This is a genomic window from Sphaerotilus natans (assembly GCF_900156335.1).
GTDB lineage: Bacteria > Pseudomonadota > Gammaproteobacteria > Burkholderiales > Burkholderiaceae_C > Sphaerotilus > Sphaerotilus natans.
In genome coordinates this window covers 37,827-54,557 of the sequence record NZ_FTMZ01000013.1, presented here as the reverse complement: position 1 = coordinate 54,557, position 16,731 = coordinate 37,827, and the positions used below count along the sequence as shown (strand labels likewise).

The following is a 16,731-nucleotide window of genomic DNA, read 5'->3' as shown; positions in this document are numbered from 1 at the left end:
CGGTTGCGCAGAATGTCGCCACCCGGCTGGCAATTCGTCGCAGGGCGGCCCCCGAGGGCCCGGAAAAACATCGGAGCCCGCTGTCTCCGAATCGATACAAACCCTTGATCCGCGGCAAGACCGGGTGGCCGGCGCTAGACTGCCCGGCTTTGCCGACCCGCCGCCATGACCCAGCCCACCGATGAAAGCCCGCCCGCGCCGCCCGAGATCCGGGTCGCGGTGGTGATCGAACGCCACGCGCGTCCCAGCGTCTGGGAGGAATGGAGATTCTCGCTGGCCGAGGTGCTGATCGACGAAGGCCAGTGGGGAAACCAGCCGCGCTGCCTGCGCGACGACGGCCAGCGCGCGAGTTTCCTGTACCCGGGTTTCCCGGTGCGCCTGCACCGCGACGAGGGCGAGGGTTATTACCTGAACCTGAGTTCGGGCGCGCCGGTCTGGTTCGTGATGTGGCGCGTCGATGACGAGAATGCGTCGCAGGCCGCGCCGGAAACCGTCACGCTGTCCTACAACGAGGCCGGGCGGCTGCTCGACGCGCAGGAGCGGGTCGACAACCTGCCGCTGCCCGAGGCGGTGCGCGCCTGGCTGCAGGCCTGGACCGACGCCAACTACCGGCCCGAGCCGAAGAAGCGCCGCCGGCCGGCCTCCTTCGTCGATCCGGCGCGGCGCGGGCCGGGCGGCGACGCGCCGGAGTGCGCATGAGCGGCAGCGAAGGCTTCTTCTCGCGCTGGTCGCAGCGCAAGGTGCAGGTGCGCCAGGGCGAGGCGCCGCCCGAGCCCGCCCACGCAGCCGTGCCGGCGCCTGCGCCGCAGGCCGCGACGGGGATCGCCCCGCCGGCCCCAGCCCTGGCCCCGGCCGGACCCGCGCTGCCGCCGCCCACGCTCGACGAGGTCGCGCGCCTGCCCGACGGCGCGGAGGTCGCGCGCTTCGTGGCCCGCGGCGTCGATCCGTCGGTGAAGAACGCCGCGCTGAAGAAGCTCTTCGCCGATCCGCACTTCAACGTCATGGACGGCCTGGACATCTACATCGACGACTACGGCCGGCCCGACCCGCTGCCGGCGGCGATGCTGCGCCAGATGGCGCAGTCGCGCTTCCTGGGCCTGTTCGACGAGGACAGACCCGCCTCCGCCCCTGCCCCCGAATCCCTTGCCGACGCCCCGCCCGGCGACCTGCCCGATGAAGACCCTGATCTGCGACTGCAACCGAACGATGCCGCTGGACACGGCGGCGATCGCCCGCGCGCTGGCGACGACGCCGGGCGCCCGCTCAGAGGGCCTGGAGACGACGCACAGCCTGCTGTGCCGGCGTGAGGCGCCGGCCTTCCAGCGTGCGGCCAAGGCGGTCGGCCCAGGCGACCGGCTGATCGTCGCCTGCACGCAGGAGGCGCGGCTGTTCACCGAGCTGAACGACGCCACCGCCGGCAGCACGCCGGTGGCCGAGCGGCCGATCCGCTTCGTCAACCTGCGCGAGACCGGCGGCTGGTCGCGCGACGCCCGGGCCGCCACGCCGAAGCTGGCGGCGCTGATCGCGGCGGCGCAGCTGCCCGATCCGGCGCCGGTGCCGGGCGTGGGCTACCGCTCGGCCGGACGCTGCCTGGTGGTGGGCGACGCCGACAGCGCGCAGCGCGCCGGGGCACTGCTGGCCGACCGGCTCGACGTCACGCTGCTGGTCGACGGCGCCGGCGCGCTGGCGCAGCGCCGCGACCTGCCGGTGTTCGCCGGCCGGCTGAGCCGGGTGACGGGCTGGCTCGGCGCCTTCGAGGTGCAGTGGACCTCCGGCAACCCGATCGACCTGGACCTCTGCACCCGCTGCAACGCCTGTCTGGACGCCTGCCCCGAAGGCGCGATCGACTTCAGCTACCAGATCGACCTGTCGCGCTGCGGCGGCCACCGCGACTGCGTGCGCGTCTGCGACGCGGCCGCGGCGATCGACTTCGAGCGCCCACCGCTGCGCACCGACGAGCGCTTCGACCTGATCCTCGACCTGCGCGCCACGCCGGCCTTCAGCCAGCACCAGCCGCCGCAGGGCTATGTCCATGTGCCGCCGGGCAGCCAGCAGACCGCCGCGCTGGGCGAGGCGGTGCTGAAGCTGCGCGAGTGGGTGGGCGAGTTCGACAAGCCGAAGTTCTTCCGCTACGAGCCGCGGCTGTGCGCGCACAGCCGCAACGAGCAAATCGGCTGCAGCGCCTGCATCGACGTGTGCTCCACCCGCGCGATCCGCAGCGACGCCTCGCGCAAGGGCAAGGCGAAGACCGAGGCGGCCGGCGGCATCATCGTCGAGCCGCATCTGTGCGCCGGCTGCGGCGCCTGCACCACCGTCTGCCCGAGCGGAGCGCTGTCCTTCACCTATCCCGGTCCGGTCGACCAGGGCCGGCGGCTGCAGCGCCTGCTGGCGACCTACGCCAAGGCGGGCGGCCGCGACGCGATGCTGCTGTTCCACAGCGAGGGCGCCGGTGCGGCGCTGATCGACGAGCTGGGCCGCGCCGCGCGGGTCGACCGCGACATCCAGGGCGTGCCGGCCCGGGTGATCCCGCTGGCGCTGTGGCACACCGCCAGCGTCGGCCTCGACCTGTGGCTGGCGGCGATCGCGCAGGGCGCCAGCCAGATCCGCGTGCTGCTGACCGCCGAGGAGGCGCCCGAATACCGCGACGCGCTGGCCGCGCAGATGGCGCAGGCCCAGGCCATCCTGCACGGCCTGGGCTATGCCGGCGAGCACTTCGGCCTGGTCGAGGCGCGCGATGCCCGCGACCTGGCGGCGCTGGACGCGGCGCTGCGGGTGGCGCCGGCGCAGGGCGTCGCGCAGCCGACGGCGGTCGTCGCGCAGGCCGACAAGCGCGCCACGCTCGACGTGATGCTCGACCACCTGCTCGCCCAGGCGCCGCGCCGCGCCGAGCGGGCGGCGGCACAGGCCGAGCCGATCGCGCTGCCGGCCGCAGGCAGTGCCTTCGGCGCGGTGGTGGTCGATGCCGACAAGTGCACGCTGTGCCTGAGCTGCGTCGGCGCCTGCCCGGAAAACGCGCTGGGCGACAACCCCGAGAAGCCGCAGCTGCGCTTCACCGAGCGCGCCTGCGTGCAGTGCGGCCTGTGCGAGAGCACCTGCCCGGAGCAGGCGATCACGCTGGTGCCGCGCCTGTGGCTGGCCGACGAGGGCCGCGCGCGGCGCCAGCCCCGCGTGCTGCACGAGGCCCAGCCCTACCGCTGCATCCGCTGCAGCAAGCCCTTCGGCACGCTCAAGGCCATCGAGACGATGATCGGCAAGCTCGCCGGCCACCCCGCCTTCCAGGGCGCCGGCGCCGAGCGGCTGAAGATGTGCGGCGACTGCCGCGTCATCGACCTGCACAGCCGGACCGACGAGGTCCGCATCACCGACCTGCCCCGCCCATGAAACCGCACGAGATCCGCGCGCTGAGCTTCGCCAGCGCCGACGACGCCGAGGAGCTGGCCCGCGCCGAGCTCTACGGCCTGCTGGCCCGGCTGTGGTTCGCGCCGCCGGATGCGGCGCTGCTGCAGCAGTTCCGCGTCGCTGTCACCGAGGCGCCCGAGGCCGGCGGCTTCCTGGAGGCGCCGTGGCAGGCGCTGGTGGCCGCGATGCGCGCGACCACGCCTGAGGCCGCTGCCGCCGAGTTCGACGCGCTGTTCGGCGGCGTCGGCAAGCCGGAAGTCTTCGTCTACGGCTCCTTCTACCTCGCCGGCTTCCTGAACGAGAAGCCGCTGGCGGCGCTGCGCGGCGACCTGGCCGCGCTCGGCCTGGCCCGTGACGAGACCCGCGGCGAGACCGAGGACCACATCGCAGGCGTCTTCGAGGTGATGCGCTTCCTGATCGCCGGCGACGACATCGCGGTGTGCAACCTCGAGCAGCAGCGCCGCTTCTTCCGGGCGCATGTGCAGACCTGGGTCGAGCGCCTGTGCGACGCGGTCGAGGCCCATCCGCAGGCGCTGCTGTGGCGCCCGATCGGCGCGCTGACGCGCGCCTTCGTGCAGGTCGAGGCGCAGGGCTTCGATCTGCTGGAACTGTGAAGGGAGCCGGCACGATGATCGATCCGCAGGACATCACCGGCCTGATCCTGGCCGGCGGACGCGGCAGCCGCATGGGCGGCGTCGACAAGGGGCTGCAGAACTACCAGGGCCTGCCGCTGGCGCTGCACGCCCTGATGCGGCTGCAGCCGCAGGTCGGCAGCGTGATGGTCAACGCCAACCGCAACCTGGGCGCCTACGAGTCCTTCGGCGTGCCAGTCTGGCCGGATGCCGACAGCGACTTTCCCGGCCCGCTGGCCGGCTTCCTGGCCGGGCTGGAGCGCTGCGAGACCCCGTATCTGGTGACGGTGCCGTGCGACTCGCCGCGCTTCCCGCTCGATCTGGTGGCGCGGCTGGCCGAGGCGCTGCATGCGCAGCAGGCCGATCTGGCGATGGCGGTGACGCGCGAGGCCGACGGGCGCGAGCAGCCGCATCCGGTCTTCTGCCTGATGCGCGCCTCGCTGATGGACAGCCTGGTGGCCTTCATGGCCGGCGGGCAGCGCCGCATCGACCGCTGGACCGGCCAGCACCGCTGCGCGAACGTGCTGTTCGAGGACAAGGACCCGGGCGCCAGCGCCTTCTTCAACGCCAACACGCCCGAGGACCTCAGGGCGTGAACTGCCCCGGAAACACCCACAGCAGCGCCGCCGTCATCACCAGATAGCGGCCGAACTTGCCGATCGCCATGTAGAGCACGCAGGGCCAGAAAGGGAGGCGCAGCCAGCCGGCGACCGCGCACAGCGGATCGCCCACGCCCGGCAGCCAGCTCAGCAGGCAGGCCTTCGGGCCGAAGCGGCGCAGCATCGCCAGCGCGCGGTGCTCGGTGGCGGGCCGGTTCGCGACCTGCTCCCAGGCCTTCTCGGCGCCGAAGCCCATCCACCAGGAAATCGCCCCGCCAAGCGTGTTGCCGACGGTGGCCACGCCCACCGCCGGCCAGAACAGCGCCGGATCGAGCTTGACCAGCCCGAAGACCGCCGGCTCCGAGCCCAGCGGCAGCAGCGTGGCCGAGATCAGCGAGACGATGAAGACGGTGCTCAGGCCGAACTTCGGCAGGGCCAGCGCGGCCAGCAGGGACTCGATCCAGGTTTCCATGGCGCGGATTCTGCGCGAAGGCGAGCCGCTATACTCTGCCTCCTTTTTCAGCAGTTCCCGGCCGGCACCGCTCCGGCCGGACGCGCCCGACTCCCGCTTCGCCCGGCCCTTCACCCTGTTCTCTGCCCGTTCCCGATGCGCATCGGTCCCCACGAGTTGCCCAACCGCCTGTTCGTCGCGCCGATGGCCGGCGTGACCGACCGGCCTTTCCGCCAGCTGTGCAAGCGGCTCGGCGCGGGCCATGCCGTCAGCGAGATGGTGACCTCGCGTGCCGATCTGCGCGACAGCCTGAAGACCTCGCGCCGTCTGAACCACGACGGCGAATCCGCGCCGATCGCGGTGCAGATCGCCGGCACCGACGCCGAGATGATGGCCGAGGCCGCGCGCTACAACATCGCGCGCGGCGCGCAGATCATCGACATCAACATGGGCTGCCCGGCCAAGAAGGTCTGCAACAAGTGGGCCGGCTCGGCGCTGATGCAGGACGAGACGCTGGCGCTGGACATCGTCGCGGCGGTGGTCGAGGCCAGCGCGCCGCACGGCGTGCCGGTGACGCTGAAGATGCGCACCGGCTGGTGCCAGCAGGCGAAGAACGCGCTGACGATCGCGCGCGGCGCCGAGGCCCGCGGCGTCGCGCTGGTCACGGTGCACGGCCGCACCCGCGAGCAAGGCTACAGCGGCCAGGCCGAGTACGAGACCATCGCCGCGGTCAAGGCCGCGCTGTCGATTCCGGTCTGCGCCAACGGCGACATCGACAGTCCGGAGAAGGCCCGCGACGTGCTGGCCGCCACCGGCGCCGACGCCATCATGATCGGCCGCGCCGCGCAGGGCCGGCCGTGGATCTTCCAGGAGATCGCGCATTTCCTGGCCACCGGCGAGCACGCCGCGCCACCGGCCACGCTGCAGGTGCGCGAATGGCTGCTCGAGCACCTCGAGGACCACTACGGCCTGTACGGCGAGCTGGCCGGCGTGCGCACCGCGCGCAAGCACATCGGCTGGGCGGTGCACGCCCTGCCCGGCGGCGAGGACTTCCGCCGCCGCATGAACCGGATCGAGACCACCGCCGAGCAATCGCGCGCGGTGCATGACTTCCTGGGCGAACTCGCCGGCGCGCATCCGCTCTGGCCCGAGGCCGCCCCGTTTCCCGCAGAACCCGTCGACGCCCTGGCGGCATGACATCCATGAACGACATGAGCATCCGCGCCCTGACCTCCCTGCCGGACTCTCTGGTGGACGATCTGGTGGACGAGCCCGCCGACGCCCCGCCCTCCGGCAGCCCGATCGACCAGTCGATCCGCAGCACGCTTGGCACCTATTTCGACGACCTCGACGGCACCACGCCGCACGGCCTGTACGACATGGTCATCAAGGCGGTCGAGCGTCCGCTGCTCGACGTGGTGATGGCGCGCGCCGACGGCAACCAGAGCCGCGCCGCCGAATGGCTCGGCATCAACCGCAACACGCTGCGCCGCAAGCTGGTCGAGCACCGGCTGATCGACTGAGCCGCCCGGCCGCCTCCGCCCCTTCCCGATTCCCCACCGATCGTCATCCCACCATGACCACCGCCCTCCTTTCCGTCTCCGACAAGACCGGCATCGTCGAGTTCGCCCAGGCGCTGCACGCGCGCGGCATCCGCCTGCTCTCCACCGGCGGCACCGCCAAGCTGCTGGCCCAGAACGACCTGCCGGTCACCGAAGTGAGCGAGATCACCGGCTTCCCCGAGATGCTCGACGGCCGCGTCAAGACGCTGCACCCGCGCGTGCACGGCGGCCTGCTGGCCCGGCGCGACTTCCCCGAGCACATGGCCGCGCTGAAAGAGCACGGCATCGACACGATCGATCTGCTGATCATCAACCTCTACCCCTTCGCGCAGGCCACCGCCAAGGCCGACTGCACGCTGGAAGACGCCATCGAGAACATCGACATCGGCGGCCCGGCGATGCTGCGCGCGGCGGCCAAGAACTGGCAGGACGTGGCCGTGGTCATCGACCCGAGCGACTACGCCCAGGTGCTGGCCGAGCTCGACGGCGCAGGCCTGACCCGCAAGACCAAGTTCGGCTTCGCGAAGAAGGTGTTCTCGCACACCGCCGCCTACGACGGCATGATCAGCAACTACCTGACCTCGCTGGAAGCCGGCGCGGAAGACAAGACCGCCGACGTGCCCGCCCGCGAGGAATACCCGAGCGTCTTCAACCTGCAGCTGCACAAGGTGCAGGGCATGCGCTACGGCGAGAACCCGCACCAGTCGGCCGCCTTCTACAAGGAAGCCCAGGTCGCGAACGGCCTGCTGGCCGGCTGGACGCAGATTCAGGGCAAGGAGCTCAGCTTCAACAACATCGCCGACGCCGACGCCGCCTGGGAATGCGTCAAGGCCTTCGACGTGCCGGCCTGCGTGATCGTCAAGCACGCCAACCCCTGCGGCGTGGCCGTGGGCGCGACGCTGCTCGAAGCCTACGAGAAGGCCCTGAAGACCGACCCGACCTCGGCCTTCGGCGGCATCATCGCCTTCAACCGCCCGCTCGACGCCGACGTGGTCGAGAAGATCAACGCCAACAAGCACTTCGTCGAAGTGGCGATCGCCCCGGTGATCACCCCGGCAGCCCGCGCAGCCTACGCCAGCAAGGTCAACGTGCGCCTGCTGGAAGTACCGGTGAGCCAGGCGGTCAACGCGCTGGACTTCAAGCGCGTGGGCGGCGGCATGCTGCTGCAGTCGGCCGACAACGTCGACATCGTCGGCGAGATCAAGGTGGTGACGAAGCTGGCCCCGACCGAGCAGCAGATGCAGGACCTGCTGTTCGCGTGGAAGGTCGGCCGCTTCGTCAAGAGCAACGCGATCGTCTTCTGCAAGGACGGCATGACCTACGGCGTCGGCGCCGGCCAGATGAGCCGCCTGGACTCGGCCCGCATCGCCTCGATCAAGGCCAAGGCCGCCGGCCTGAGCCTGGACGGCACGGCCGTGGCCAGCGACGCCTTCTTCCCGTTCCGTGACGGCCTGGACGTGGTCGTCGATGCCGGCGCCACCTGCGTCATCCACCCGGGTGGCTCGATGCGCGACCAGGAAGTCATCGACGCGGCCGACGAGCGCGGCATCGCGATGGTCTTCACCGGCACCCGCCACTTCCGCCACTGAGCCCGGCGAGCCGCGTCCGATGAGCGCCCCGATCTCGATCCGCCCGGCCGGACTGGCCGATCTCGACGCGGTCGCGGCGCTCTTCGACGCCTACCGCCAGTTCTACGCGCAGGCGCCCGACCGGGCGCGCGCCACCGCCTTCATCCAGGCGCGGATGCAGGCGGGCGAATCGGTCATCCTGCTGGCCGAGCGCGTGCCGCCGGCCGGCCCGGCCGAGTCGGTGGGCTTCTGCCAGCTCTATCCGAGCTTCTGCTCGGTCGAGGCGGCGCCGATCTTCGTGCTCTACGACCTGTTCGTCGCGCCCGAGGCGCGCCGCAGCGGGCTGGGCGCGGCGCTGCTGCGCGCGGCCGAGGCCCAGGCGCGCCAGGGCCGCCGCGTGCGCATGGACCTGACCACCGCGCACGACAACCACACCGCCCAGCGCCTGTACGAGTCGCTCGGCTGGGTGCACGACACCGTCTTCCGCACCTACACCCGCCGCGTCGCAGGCTGAGTCCGGACACGGCCGCCGCCATGCGCATCCTCGGCATCGATCCGGGCCTGCAGATCACCGGCTTCGGCCTGATCGACGTCGACGGGCCGCACCTGGCCTATGTCGCCAGCGGCACCATCCGCACCGCCGAGGCACCGCGCGGCGACCTGCCCGCGCGCATCCGGCTGATCTTCGACGGCGTGCGCGAGGTCGTCTCGACCTACCAGCCCGACGCGGCCGCGCTCGAGATCGTCTTCGTCAACGTCAACCCGCAGAGCACGCTGCTGCTCGGGCAGGCGCGCGGCGCGGCGCTGGCCGCGCTGGTGGCCGGCAGCCCGCCGCTGCCGGTGGGCGAATACACCGCAGTGCAGATGAAGCAGGCCGTCACCGGCCACGGCGGCGCCGCCAAGGCGCAGATCCAGGCGATGGTGCAGCACCTGCTCAAGCTGCCCGGCCAGCCCGGCAAGGACGCCGCCGACGCGCTCGGGATCGCCATCACCCACGCCCACGCCAGCCGCAGCTTCGCCGCGCTGGCCCAGGCCACGCCGCTGGCACGCCGGCAGCACGCGCTGTATCGGGGCGGGCGGAGCTATTGAGGCCCGTCGCCGCATCGCGGCACCCGGCCCTCGGGCCCTTCAGATCGTTCACTTGCAGAACGAGCGCGACACCACCTGTCGCGGGCGGTGTCTAGGCTTGCGCGTCATGAAACCGCTGATGTTCCTTCTGACGCTGCTCTACCTGCTGCTGCTGGCCACGGCCCGGCTGACCCATGGTGCCGATGCCACGCTCACGCAGCAAAACCATCCGGAACCAGAAAAAATTCACAGCAGCCTCCACCCCGGAATGCGGGGCAAGCCGCAACAAGACCTACCCTCTTGATCCAAAGAAAACAAACAAGAACACCGGGCTGATAGAGAAAAAGACCAGAAGTCAGCCCTCCGATCGACTGTCAACGATCCGCTTTCCATGACAAGAAGCGCAGGGCACGACACGCTGGCTGACCGGCTGACGCTCATTCTTTGCAGGCTCAACCAGGGTCACACGCTGCATCCGGCCGATCTCGCGGACGAGTTCGCCGTGAGCGTGCGCACCATCCAGCGCGATCTGTCGCAGCGTCTCGGCCAGCTCGGTGACCTGATCGAACGCACCGAGGACGGCGGCTACCGGATGGCGCCGCAGTACTTCGGCAAGCTGACGCTCACCGATCTGGAGCGATTCGCCGCGCTGACCGGCCTGAGCGGCCTGTATCCGGTCTTCGATGACAACTTCGTGCGCGAGCTGCTCGACAGCCGGCTGGAGTCGGTGCTGCAGGTGCGCGGCCACAGCTACGAGGCGCTCGACAGCGCGCAGCAGCAGCGCTTCCGGCAGGTCGAGGCGGCCACCCGCGAGCGCCAGCTCATCGGCTTTCGCTACCGCAAGCCCGAGGGCGAGAAGACCTACGAGGCCCTGCACCCCTACCGGCTGGTCAACCACACCGGCATCTGGTACCTGATGGCGCTCGACGGCAGCACGCTCAAGAGCTTCGCCTTCAGCCGGATCAGCGCGCTGCTGGTCTCGCCCGAGCGCTTCGAGCCCGAGCCGGCCTTGACCGCCCGGCTCGATGCCGAGGACGGCATCTGGCTCAACGAGCAGAAGACCGAAGTCGTCCTGAAGGTCTCGCGCGACGCCGCCGGCTATTTCCTGCGCCGCAAGCTCGTGCCCGCCCAGGAGATCGTCCGCCACCTCGAGGACGGCAGCCTGCTGGTGTCGTCCCGCGTCGCCCATCCCAACCAGATCCTGCCGATCGTGCGGTATTGGGTGCCGAATGTGCGGATCGTGAGTCCGGAGGGGTGGCAGAAAGATCTGAAGCGAGAGTTGGCGACGTATGTCAGTCAAGCATAAAAATCGACTTCAAAATTTTTAAAACAAGAACATTCTCCGTCGCTCTGTCTTCTCAAGGACTCGAGCATTCATGAAACCAGGGCCGTTCAAGCCCTCAGAAGGAAATCTCATGCCTCTTCCCCTCATCATCGGTGCGGCTGCGCTGGTCACGGCCGCCTATGGCGCCAAAAAAGGCTATGACGGCTACCAGAAGCACTCGGAAGCCGATGACATCGTCAATTCGGCCAAAGCACGTTACGCCAAAAACAAGGATGAGTTCGACGCACAGGAAAAGTCAACCAACAAGGCACTGGAGGCACTGGGGCGAGAAGAACTGGAGATTGGCAGAAATTTCAACGAATTCAAGACTATCGCCAATGAGCTGCTGAAAAAGCTCAATGCGGACCGCCAAGACAAGCTGAAGATCAACATTCCTCAGCACAAGCTACAAAGCATCGAAAGTTACAGCTATACCGCTGTTGGGGTACTGGGTGCCACCGCTGGGGCAGGCCTTGCAGGTGCAGCGACTGGATTCGCAGTATACGGCGGTGTCATGGCGCTGGGTGCAGCATCCACCGGCACGGCCATTTCCTCGCTGGCAGGCGTGGCAGCGACCAATGCAACACTTGCAGCAATCGGTGGAGGTTCGCTTAGTGCCGGCGGTTTGGGCATGGCTGGCGGCACCGCAATACTAGGTGCCGCTGTGGCGGGCCCGGTGCTGGCCATCGCTGGCTGGGCTTATGACAGTCATGGTGATGAAGCCCTGAAGAACGCGCACAAGGCCGACCGCGAAGTGGACAGTGCGATTGCCAAGCAGCAGAAGGCTCAGCAGCAATTGGTCAAAGTGGAAGAGTATGCCTTTGAGATCAGATCTGTTTTGAAGTCAACATACAGGCAATTCGACAAGCATTTCGAAAATATCAAGTACGTTAATAATCGCCTCAACGATCTCCGCTCAAGAAATATTGACCCGAGCGCTGACTTGGCCAGCATGAGTGACAGCATCATGCAAGCAATCGAGAATGGCTACGCCTTGGCCGCAATAATGGTCGACCTGATCACCACCCCACTATTCAAGGTCAAGAAATTCAATGGCAATGTGGTCAAGGACAAAAATAATGTCCCCATCATGGACACCGATGCTGATGGCTCAATGCTGCTCAACAGCAACGAGCTAGATGAGCAAATCGACAAGACCCGAACCGAGGCACAGGGTCGATAACAAGGAAGAATTTTTATGCGGAGCCACGAGGCTCCGCCACCACTTAAAATTTATTCAACATCAACACCAGCATGCACGCCGCAGCAAAAAATTTCCCTTGGGCAGACGAACTCGAGAAAACCGTAATCACCAGTCTCACCACCAGCTTTGGCTTAGATTTTCTACTATTCAAGGACAAGCTCGGCGGCGAAGTAGATACCATTCACAACGTACGCAACGGCGTATGGGCAACCGCAGCAGAGAAGAATCGCTTTGACCAACGCGGGGAATACGATTCCACGCCCTACCATCAACATGAAAATTATGTTGCCAAGGGCACGGAAGACAAAGCCAGCCACGCTGCAGGCACATTGGAGGACCCTTACAGAAACAAGGCGATGTCCGCCAACGAACGGCGGGACCTAGATCACGTCATCAGCGCCAAGGAGATCCACAATGATGCAGGTCGGGTACTCGCCGAACTGAATGGCGTAGAACTGGCCAACCAGAGCAGCAACCTGCAAAGCACCCTCAGCACGATCAACCGGTCGAAGCAAGCCACCCCGATCGACGAATGGATTGACAATCTTCCCAGCCGGATATCCAATCTTGAAAGCGAACTGACAAAAGATCGCGAACGACTGACAAAAATGCCGCGCGAAACGCCGCAACAAAATAATGCCGCGCGCGGCCTAGAAGACAGCATCAGAAAAAACGAAGAAAAAATTAAAGCCCTTAAAACGGTTGATTTGGACGGCATGAGAAAACGCGATGCTGAAGCGCGGCATGCCTACGAAGGACAAATCAACAAGACATACTATACCAGCAGCAAATTCCTGCAACAGACAGCCAGCTCTGCCGGCCTGGCAGGCATCTCAATGGGCACCCGACAGATGCTTGGATTGGTGATGGCGGAAGTCTGGTTCGAACTGCGTGAGCAACTGCCAAAATTACTGGAAAATCTCAAGAAAAATTTCAACCTCGAATCATTTGTTGAGAGCATCAACAGCTCACTCAAGGGGATCTGGAAGCGGGTTCAATTACGTTTCAATGATTTTCTTATGGCATTTAAGGATGGGGTATTCGCCGGTGTATTAGGCAGCTTGACAACCACGATCTTCAACATCTTCGCCACCACTCAAGCAATGGCGATCAAGATCATCAGAGAACTGTGGAGTCAGTTGGTCAAGGCCATCAAATTGCTGGCATTCAACCCCGACGAGCTAAGCCTCGTAGAGCAATGCAAAGCAGTCACCTCATTGCTGTCAGTTGGCGTTGCCTCGGTCGTGGGGACCATGGCATACACCCAACTAGTGCCGCTCTGCAGCTTCCCGTTTGGCTCTGAGTTGGCCTCCTTTGCAGGCGCGCTCGTAACGGGCCTAATCACCCTTGGATTGAACTACTTCCTGCTGCACAGTGAGATGGCAGGCAAGCTCTGGAATTTCATAGAAGATTTGTCGCCACACGCCAGCACGGTACGTGAATTTCAAGCAATCAACGCCGAGTTAGACCGCTACCTGTTGGAGCTGAGCCGACTGGATTTCAATTTGAACACGGCAGAATTAAAATCCTTCACCGACGAACTTGATTCGGTCAATGACGAAATCCAGCGCGGCAAGCTACTAAAGAAGACCATCGAGGCACGTGGCATAGAATTGCCGTTTGAGATGGGAAATTCAGCAAGCACGCGAAAGTGGCTGGCATCTCTGGTATGACGCCATCAGAATTTCCCTGCACCCAATGTGGCCTGTGTTGCCAGCATGTTGATCTGAGCGCCGAGACCCGGCTTCTTGATCGTGGTGATGGCACCTGCCGTCACTACGGCGAGGAAAATAAAATATGCACTATATATGCAGACCGGCCTTCCATTTGCCGGGTAGATGTACAGTACGAGGAAAAATATTCTGGAAAATACTCGTGGAATGAATTTGTGGAAATAAATACCCACGCATGCAAAGCCATAGAGAAAATTCATTTCCACCCAACACGTCGCCTCGGCTGAAAAATTCAGAAAAACCTGAGACTGTAATCGAGCGCAACAAGCAGACCACGCGACATCACCTGTCGCGAGCGACTCATACGCTCACCACTCGATTTGAATCTGCAACGCACTCAACGAAACTCATGCCGCTGACCGCACGCCCTCCCCTGCGACCATCCACGACTTCCACGGCCCGGTCCCGCCCAGCGCTGTGGCGCCATCTCCCCTTGCTCGCACTGGGCAGCCTGCTGAACCTGCCCGCCCAGGCCATCGAGGTCTGGCACAGCAACACGGTCTTCGGCGGCCAGGGCCAATGCGTCGCCACGCTCACGCTTGACAGCGGGCTCGACGAGTTCCGGCAGGTGCGACTGCAGGCCACTGTGCTCGACAAGGCCGGGCGGCGGCTGATGGCCCAAACCCTCGATCTGCCCAGCATCGGCTCCAGCTCCGCAGAACGCTTCGCCGAAGTCATGATCGACGGCGAGGCGCTCTGCGACGAGCAACTGCAACTGCAGATCACCTCCGCCACAGCCGTCGCCAACGGCAAGCGCATCGACCTGTTGCGCACCGGACAGCTCACGCCTCGCGTCTTCAAGCCGATGCCCATCCGCATCTCAGCGCCGGCGGCCGCGGCGGCCCCCAAGCCGGCTGCACCGGCGGGCCGGGTCATCGACCTGCACCTGACGACGGCGCCACAACTCAGCCAAGAAGGCATTCACATCCAGAGCGCTCAAGGCCGGCATTCGATGTTCGCGGTCAATGCCAGCGAAGCTGTCTGGCGCACCTTCCAGAAGGCTCGCGCCGGGCAATGCCTGCGTCTGTACGTCGGCCCCGAGTTCAACTTCTCCGACGCCTCATCCATTCAGCGGATCGAAGCGAACTGCAAGTGATGGTGGCCCACGCCCTCGCCTCAGAGGTGGCCCGTATTTCCCCTCCCCGTTGCAAACAACCGACACCATGGCCTGCGGAACGCCCTTAACGTGCCGCCGCCATGAACCCGCCCACCCTGCACGACATCTCGCCCCTGGTCAGCGCAGCGGCGCCGATCTTCCCCGGTGACGAGCCCTACGCGCTGCGCTGGACCGCCCGCCTGGGCCCCGGCTGCCCGGTCAACCTGAGCGCGGTGACGATGTCGCCGCACGTCGGCGCTCATGCCGACGCGCCGCTGCACTACGCCGACGACGCGCCCGCCATCGACGCGGTGGACCTGCACGCCTACCTGGGCCCGTGCCGGGTGATCCACGCCATCGGCTGCGGCCCGCTGATCACCATCGACCACCTGCGCCACGCCGCCGCCGGCCTGCCGCCGCGCGTGCTGGTGCGCACCTGCGAGCGCGCCGACACGGTCTGGAACCCTACCTTCAGCGCCTACGCCCCCGAGACCCTGGCCTGGCTGGCCGATCAGGGCGTGCGCCTGGTCGGCATCGACACGCCCAGCGTGGACCCCGGCGACAGCAAGACGCTCGACGCCCACCAGATCCTGCGCCAGCGCGACCTGCGCGTGCTGGAGAACCTGGTGCTCGACGCGGTGCCCGCCGGCGACTACGAACTGATCGCGCTGCCCCTGAAGCTGGCCGGCGCCTGCGCCTCGCCGGTGCGCGCCGTGCTGCGAACCCTCTGAACCGAACCCCGTGGAGCCGACATCCATGACCGACCCCCAAGCCCTGGACCGCGCTGCCTGCGCCGCCCGTGACACCGCCGACCCGCTGGCCCCGCTGCGCGAGCAGTTCGATCTGCCCGCCGGCGTGAACTACCTCGACGGCAACTCGCTGGGCGTGCTGCCGCGCGCCACCGCCGCCCGCGTGCAGGACGTGGTGACCCAGGAATGGGGCCAGGGCCTGATCCGCAGCTGGAACAGCGCCGGCTGGATCGACCTGCCGCGCCGCGTGGGCGACAAGATCGGCCGCCTGGTGGGCGCCGCCCCGGGCGAGCTGGTGGTGGCCGACTCGACCTCGGTCAACCTGTTCAAGGTGCTGAGCGCCGCCGCCCGCATCGCCCAGGCCGACGACCCGGCACGCCGGGTGATCGTCTCCGAGCGCAGCAACTTCCCCACCGACCTCTACATCGCCGAGTCGGTCGCGGCCCAGCACGGCATGGTGCTGGAGCTGCACGACATCGACGCGATCCCGGCCCGCCTGGCGTCCGGCGCCGGTTCGGACGTGGCCGTGCTGATGCTCACCCAGGTCAACTACCGCAGCGGCCGCATGGCCGACATGGCCGCCGTCACCGCCCAGGCCCACGCCGCCGGCGCGCTGATGCTGTGGGACCTGGCACACTCGGCCGGCGCGGTGCCGGTGGACCTGAACGGCGCCAACGCCGACTTCGCCGTGGGCTGCGGCTACAAGTACCTCAACGGCGGCCCCGGCGCGCCGGCCTTCTGCTGGGCCCACCCGCGCCACGCCGAGCGCTTCTGGCAGCCGCTGTCGGGCTGGATGGGCCACGCCGCGCCCTTCGTCTTCGAGCCCGGCTACCGCCCGGCGCCCGGCATGCAGCGCTACCTGTGCGGCACGCCACCGGTGATCGGCGCCAGCGCGCTGGAATGCGGCGTGGACGCCATGCTGGCCGCCGAGCCCCTGGGCGGCATGGCCGCGCTGCGGACCAAGTCGGTCGCCCTGTCCGAGCTGTTCATCGCGCTGGTGCGCCAGCACCTGGCCGGCAGCGGCCTGACGATCCACACCCCGCTGGACGCCGCGCAGCGCGGCAGCCAGGTGTCGCTGGGCGTGCCGGCCGATGGCTCGATCGACGGCTATGCGGTGATGCAGGCCCTGATCGCCCGCGGCGTGATCGGCGACTACCGCGCCGGCGACGGCACCGCCGCCGAGCCGCACCTGCTGCGCTTCGGCTTCACGCCGCTCTACACCCGCTTCGTCGACGTGTTCGACGCCATCCAGGCCCTGGCCGAGGTGCTGGCCCGCGGCGAATGGCGCGAGGCCCGCTTCATGGCCAAGGCCGCGGTGACCTGAACGACGACCGAAACGACGACCG

The 16,731-nt window shown here is 67.3% G+C and carries 19 protein-coding genes; 18 read left to right on the top strand and 1 reads right to left on the bottom strand.

The window, feature by feature from the left end:
- Positions 1-165 precede the first annotated feature (165 nt).
- From BW996_RS12525 to mobA, 5 genes are read left to right on the top strand one after another with little or no spacing between them, the layout of a single operon-like run.
- The gene (locus BW996_RS12525; protein ID WP_037480255.1) at positions 166-699 is read left to right on the top strand and encodes a DUF3305 domain-containing protein; all 534 of its coding nucleotides are present in this window, start codon (positions 166-168) and stop codon (positions 697-699) included.
- Entirely contained in the window at positions 696-1,307 is a 612-nt protein-coding gene (locus tag BW996_RS12520; RefSeq protein ID WP_076458934.1) for a DUF3306 domain-containing protein, read from the top strand. The genes BW996_RS12525 and BW996_RS12520 overlap by 4 nt, the downstream gene beginning before the upstream one ends.
- On the top strand, positions 1,207-3,381 hold the full coding sequence (locus BW996_RS12515; protein WP_241461914.1) for a 4Fe-4S dicluster domain-containing protein: 2,175 nt from the start codon (positions 1,207-1,209) through the stop codon (positions 3,379-3,381). The genes BW996_RS12520 and BW996_RS12515 overlap by 101 nt, the downstream gene beginning before the upstream one ends.
- On the top strand, positions 3,378-4,013 hold the full coding sequence (locus tag BW996_RS12510) for a TorD/DmsD family molecular chaperone (RefSeq protein WP_051631774.1): 636 nt from the start codon (positions 3,378-3,380) through the stop codon (positions 4,011-4,013). Before BW996_RS12515 ends, BW996_RS12510 begins: the two co-directional genes overlap by 4 nt.
- 14 nt (positions 4,014-4,027) lie before the next feature.
- Positions 4,028-4,627 (top strand): molybdenum cofactor guanylyltransferase MobA, encoded by a 600-nt coding sequence (mobA, locus tag BW996_RS12505; RefSeq protein WP_037480259.1) that lies wholly within the window; start codon positions 4,028-4,030, stop codon positions 4,625-4,627.
- On the opposite strand, the gene BW996_RS12500 is transcribed toward mobA, so the two are convergent.
- Positions 4,617-5,102 carry a YqaA family protein gene (locus BW996_RS12500; protein ID WP_037480261.1) on the bottom strand — a complete coding sequence of 162 codons (486 nt, stop codon included), beginning with the start codon at positions 5,100-5,102 and terminating at the stop codon, positions 4,617-4,619. The genes mobA and BW996_RS12500 overlap by 11 nt on opposite strands.
- 135 nt (positions 5,103-5,237) lie before the next feature.
- Between BW996_RS12500 and dusB the strand changes: the two genes are divergently transcribed.
- The 13 genes from dusB to kynU all read left to right on the top strand — a co-directional run bounded on the left by dusB (position 5,238) and on the right by kynU (position 16,709).
- Positions 5,238-6,278 (top strand): tRNA dihydrouridine synthase DusB, encoded by a 1,041-nt coding sequence (gene dusB / locus BW996_RS12495; RefSeq protein ID WP_037480263.1) that lies wholly within the window; start codon positions 5,238-5,240, stop codon positions 6,276-6,278.
- Positions 6,279-6,382: 104 nt separating this feature from the next.
- Positions 6,383-6,604 carry a helix-turn-helix domain-containing protein gene (locus BW996_RS12490; RefSeq protein ID WP_037480358.1) on the top strand — a complete coding sequence of 74 codons (222 nt, stop codon included), beginning with the start codon at positions 6,383-6,385 and terminating at the stop codon, positions 6,602-6,604.
- Positions 6,605-6,657: 53 nt separating this feature from the next.
- Positions 6,658-8,232: a bifunctional phosphoribosylaminoimidazolecarboxamide formyltransferase/IMP cyclohydrolase gene (gene purH / locus BW996_RS12485; RefSeq protein ID WP_037480266.1), complete on the top strand. Its 1,575-nt coding sequence runs from the start codon at positions 6,658-6,660 to the stop codon at positions 8,230-8,232.
- A 19-nt stretch (positions 8,233-8,251) separates the two neighbouring features.
- Positions 8,252-8,725: a GNAT family N-acetyltransferase gene (locus BW996_RS12480; protein ID WP_051631775.1), complete on the top strand. Its 474-nt coding sequence runs from the start codon at positions 8,252-8,254 to the stop codon at positions 8,723-8,725.
- A 20-nt stretch (positions 8,726-8,745) separates the two neighbouring features.
- The gene (ruvC, locus tag BW996_RS12475) at positions 8,746-9,300 is read left to right on the top strand and encodes a crossover junction endodeoxyribonuclease RuvC (RefSeq protein ID WP_037480267.1); all 555 of its coding nucleotides are present in this window, start codon (positions 8,746-8,748) and stop codon (positions 9,298-9,300) included.
- Positions 9,301-9,406: 106 nt separating this feature from the next.
- Positions 9,407-9,583: a hypothetical protein gene (locus tag BW996_RS21715; RefSeq protein WP_156027831.1), complete on the top strand. Its 177-nt coding sequence runs from the start codon at positions 9,407-9,409 to the stop codon at positions 9,581-9,583.
- A gap of 87 nt (positions 9,584-9,670) precedes the next feature.
- Positions 9,671-10,585 carry a helix-turn-helix transcriptional regulator gene (locus BW996_RS12470; protein ID WP_037480269.1) on the top strand — a complete coding sequence of 305 codons (915 nt, stop codon included), beginning with the start codon at positions 9,671-9,673 and terminating at the stop codon, positions 10,583-10,585.
- Positions 10,586-10,694: 109 nt separating this feature from the next.
- Positions 10,695-11,786, top strand: a complete 1,092-nt coding sequence (locus BW996_RS12465) for a hypothetical protein (RefSeq protein WP_037480271.1) — start codon at positions 10,695-10,697, stop codon at positions 11,784-11,786.
- A 71-nt stretch (positions 11,787-11,857) separates the two neighbouring features.
- Positions 11,858-13,480 carry an APC family permease gene (locus BW996_RS12460; protein ID WP_037480274.1) on the top strand — a complete coding sequence of 541 codons (1,623 nt, stop codon included), beginning with the start codon at positions 11,858-11,860 and terminating at the stop codon, positions 13,478-13,480.
- A complete protein-coding gene (locus BW996_RS12455) occupies positions 13,477-13,767 on the top strand; it encodes a YkgJ family cysteine cluster protein (RefSeq protein WP_076458933.1) in 291 nt (96 codons plus the stop codon). Before BW996_RS12460 ends, BW996_RS12455 begins: the two co-directional genes overlap by 4 nt.
- 206 nt (positions 13,768-13,973) lie before the next feature.
- Positions 13,974-14,636, top strand: a complete 663-nt coding sequence (locus tag BW996_RS12450; RefSeq protein WP_037480276.1) for an IrmA family protein — start codon at positions 13,974-13,976, stop codon at positions 14,634-14,636.
- Positions 14,637-14,737: 101 nt separating this feature from the next.
- Positions 14,738-15,367: an arylformamidase gene (gene kynB, locus BW996_RS12445; protein ID WP_037480278.1), complete on the top strand. Its 630-nt coding sequence runs from the start codon at positions 14,738-14,740 to the stop codon at positions 15,365-15,367.
- 25 nt (positions 15,368-15,392) lie between these two features.
- Entirely contained in the window at positions 15,393-16,709 is a 1,317-nt protein-coding gene (gene kynU / locus BW996_RS12440) for a kynureninase (protein ID WP_037480280.1), read from the top strand.
- Positions 16,710-16,731: the final 22 nt, after the last annotated feature.

Bases quoted from the DNA above. Each gene is read 5' to 3' on its own strand.
- BW996_RS12515 (WP_241461914.1), top strand. From the start codon at position 1,207: ATGCCGCTGGACACGGCGGCGATCGCCCGCGCGCTGGCGACGACGCCG.
- kynB (WP_037480278.1), top strand. From the start codon at position 14,738: ATGAACCCGCCCACCCTGCACGACATCTCGCCCCTGGTCAGCGCAGCG.
- BW996_RS12460 (WP_037480274.1), top strand. From the start codon at position 11,858: ATGCACGCCGCAGCAAAAAATTTCCCTTGGGCAGACGAACTCGAGAAA.
- mobA (WP_037480259.1), top strand. From the start codon at position 4,028: ATGATCGATCCGCAGGACATCACCGGCCTGATCCTGGCCGGCGGACGC.
- BW996_RS12470 (WP_037480269.1), top strand. From the start codon at position 9,671: ATGACAAGAAGCGCAGGGCACGACACGCTGGCTGACCGGCTGACGCTC.
- purH (WP_037480266.1), top strand. From the start codon at position 6,658: ATGACCACCGCCCTCCTTTCCGTCTCCGACAAGACCGGCATCGTCGAG.
- ruvC (WP_037480267.1), top strand. From the start codon at position 8,746: ATGCGCATCCTCGGCATCGATCCGGGCCTGCAGATCACCGGCTTCGGC.
- BW996_RS12520 (WP_076458934.1), top strand. From the start codon at position 696: ATGAGCGGCAGCGAAGGCTTCTTCTCGCGCTGGTCGCAGCGCAAGGTG.
- kynU (WP_037480280.1), top strand. From the start codon at position 15,393: ATGACCGACCCCCAAGCCCTGGACCGCGCTGCCTGCGCCGCCCGTGAC.
- BW996_RS12510 (WP_051631774.1), top strand. From the start codon at position 3,378: ATGAAACCGCACGAGATCCGCGCGCTGAGCTTCGCCAGCGCCGACGAC.
- dusB (WP_037480263.1), top strand. From the start codon at position 5,238: ATGCGCATCGGTCCCCACGAGTTGCCCAACCGCCTGTTCGTCGCGCCG.
- BW996_RS12500 (WP_037480261.1), bottom strand. From the start codon at position 5,102: ATGGAAACCTGGATCGAGTCCCTGCTGGCCGCGCTGGCCCTGCCGAAG.
- BW996_RS21715 (WP_156027831.1), top strand. From the start codon at position 9,407: ATGAAACCGCTGATGTTCCTTCTGACGCTGCTCTACCTGCTGCTGCTG.
- BW996_RS12480 (WP_051631775.1), top strand. From the start codon at position 8,252: ATGAGCGCCCCGATCTCGATCCGCCCGGCCGGACTGGCCGATCTCGAC.
- BW996_RS12455 (WP_076458933.1), top strand. From the start codon at position 13,477: ATGACGCCATCAGAATTTCCCTGCACCCAATGTGGCCTGTGTTGCCAG.
- BW996_RS12465 (WP_037480271.1), top strand. From the start codon at position 10,695: ATGCCTCTTCCCCTCATCATCGGTGCGGCTGCGCTGGTCACGGCCGCC.
- BW996_RS12525 (WP_037480255.1), top strand. From the start codon at position 166: ATGACCCAGCCCACCGATGAAAGCCCGCCCGCGCCGCCCGAGATCCGG.